The sequence below is a fragment of the Rudaea sp. genome, assembly GCF_036383415.1.
GTDB lineage: Bacteria > Pseudomonadota > Gammaproteobacteria > Xanthomonadales > Rhodanobacteraceae > Rudaea.
The window spans coordinates 1-1915 of record NZ_DASVOK010000336.1 but is presented as its reverse complement, the minus strand read 5'-3'; the positions used below and the strand labels follow the sequence as shown (position 1 = coordinate 1915).

The window sequence follows — 1915 nt, the reverse complement described above, 5'->3', positions numbered from 1 at the left end:
CCCATCACGCCGAACGCCGCCAGCATCGACAGCTCGACCACCGACGGCTTTGCCGCGATCGTGCCCATGGTCGCGAACACCAGGATGCCGGCATAGAGCCACGCTTGCGGGATCGCGAGCAGCCGCACCCACAGCCCGACCAGCGGCAGATTGAGCACCAGCAGCATGCCGTTGGCGATGAACAGGCTCGCGATCAGGCCCCACACCAAATCGGGCCGTTCCGCGAACAGCAGCGGCCCGGGATTGAGGCCGTATTGCTGGAAGCCCGCCAGCATCATCGCCGCGGTGGCCGAGGTCGGCAGCCCCAGCGTCAACAGCGGCACCAGCGTGCCGGCGGCGGAGGCGTTGTTGGCGGCCTCCGGTCCGGCGACGCCCTCGATTGCGCCTTTGCCGAACTCCTCCGGATGTTTGGTCAGCCGCCGCTCGGTTGAGTAGGACAAGAAGGTCGGGATCTCGGCGCCGCCGGCCGGCAGCGCCCCGATCGGAAAGCCGAACAGCGTGCCGCGCAGCCACGGCTTCCACGAGCGCCGCCAGTCCTCCCGCGTCATCCACAGCGAGCCGCGCACCGGCTCGAGCTTCTCCTCGGCGTGATGGCGGCGCGAGGCGACATAGAGCGCCTCGCCCACCGCGAACAGGCCAACCGCAAGCGTCGTCACCTCGACGCCGTCGAGCAGCTCCGGGATGCCGAAGGCGAGCCGCGCCTGCCCGGTCAGCTTGTCGATGCCGATCAGCCCGAGCGTCAGGCCGATGAACAGGCTGGTGAGGCCGCGAACCGGCGAGTCCCCGAAGGTCGCCGACACCGTGACGAAGGCGACGCACATCAGCGCGAAGTAATCCTCCGGCCCGCACCGGACCGCGAAGTCGACCAGCCATGGCGCGAGGAATGCGAGGCCGATGGTGGCGATGGTGCCGGCCACGAACGAGCCGATCGCCGAAGTCGCCAGCGCCGGGCCGCCGCGGCCGGCCTTGGCCATCTTGTTACCTTCCAGCGCGGTCGCCATCGACGCGCTCTCGCCCGGCGTGTTGATCAGGATCGCGGTGGTCGATCCGCCATACATGCCGCCATAGTAGATGCCGGCGAACATGATCAGCGAACCGCCGGGATCGAGCTTGTAGGTCACCGGCAGCAGCAGCGCGACGGTCAGCGCGGGACCGATGCCCGGCAACACGCCGACCGCGGTGCCGAGGAACACGCCGATCAGCGCGTAGAGCAGGTTCATCGGCTGCATGGCGACCGCCATGCCGTGCGCCAGCGCGGCGAAAGTGTCCATCACAGCAATCGCTCCAGCGGGCCGGCAGGCAGGCTCAGCGTCAATAGTTTGTCGAACGCAAGATAAATGAGGGTCGTGATCACGAGCGCGATGACGGTGTCGGCCGCGACAGCGCGCCGGCCGAAGGCAGCCGACGTGGTGACGAACAGCGCAGAGGTGGCAAGGATGAAGCCACCGCCGAGGCCGATGATCGCGATCAGGAGCGCAAGGCCGCCGATGATCAGCCACACCGGCTTCGGATCCATGCTCTCGCGCGGCGGCAGGTTGCCGCGCAGCGCGTCGATCAGATTGCCGACCGCGAGGATGACGAGGCCGATCGCGATCACGATCGGCATCGCCTCCGGCCCCATCCCGTACATCGTGGTGGCCGGCAGCTTGCTGGCGTCCACCACCAGCACCGCGGCGAGGACGGCGAGCGCGGCCGCGATGACGACACCGGCGCGATCGACCCGCCGCGCCGGCCCGCGCGGCAGGTTTTCGGAGGCCGTGTCCGGCGTCATGATTTCACGAGGCCGACGGACTTCAGCACCTCGGTCACGCGCGTGACTTCCTTCTTCAGGAAATCGGCGAACGCATCGCCGCCGAGATAGGCGTCATCCCAGCCCTTCTGCTTCAGGATGTCCTTCCAGGCATCGGATTTCACC

The 1915-nt window shown here is 68.3% G+C and carries 2 protein-coding genes; both read right to left on the bottom strand.

Annotation, left to right across the window (positions count from 1 at the left end):
* A partial coding sequence (locus VF497_RS12540) for a tripartite tricarboxylate transporter permease (protein WP_330889198.1) occupies positions 1 to 1271 on the bottom strand: 1271 nt, incomplete at its 3' end.
* Positions 1271 to 1771 carry a tripartite tricarboxylate transporter TctB family protein gene (locus tag VF497_RS12535; protein ID WP_330889196.1) on the bottom strand — a complete coding sequence of 167 codons (501 nt, stop codon included), beginning with the start codon at positions 1769 to 1771 and terminating at the stop codon, positions 1271 to 1273. The genes VF497_RS12535 and VF497_RS12540, both read right to left, overlap by 1 nt.
* Between the last annotated feature and the right edge of the window lie 144 nt (positions 1772 to 1915).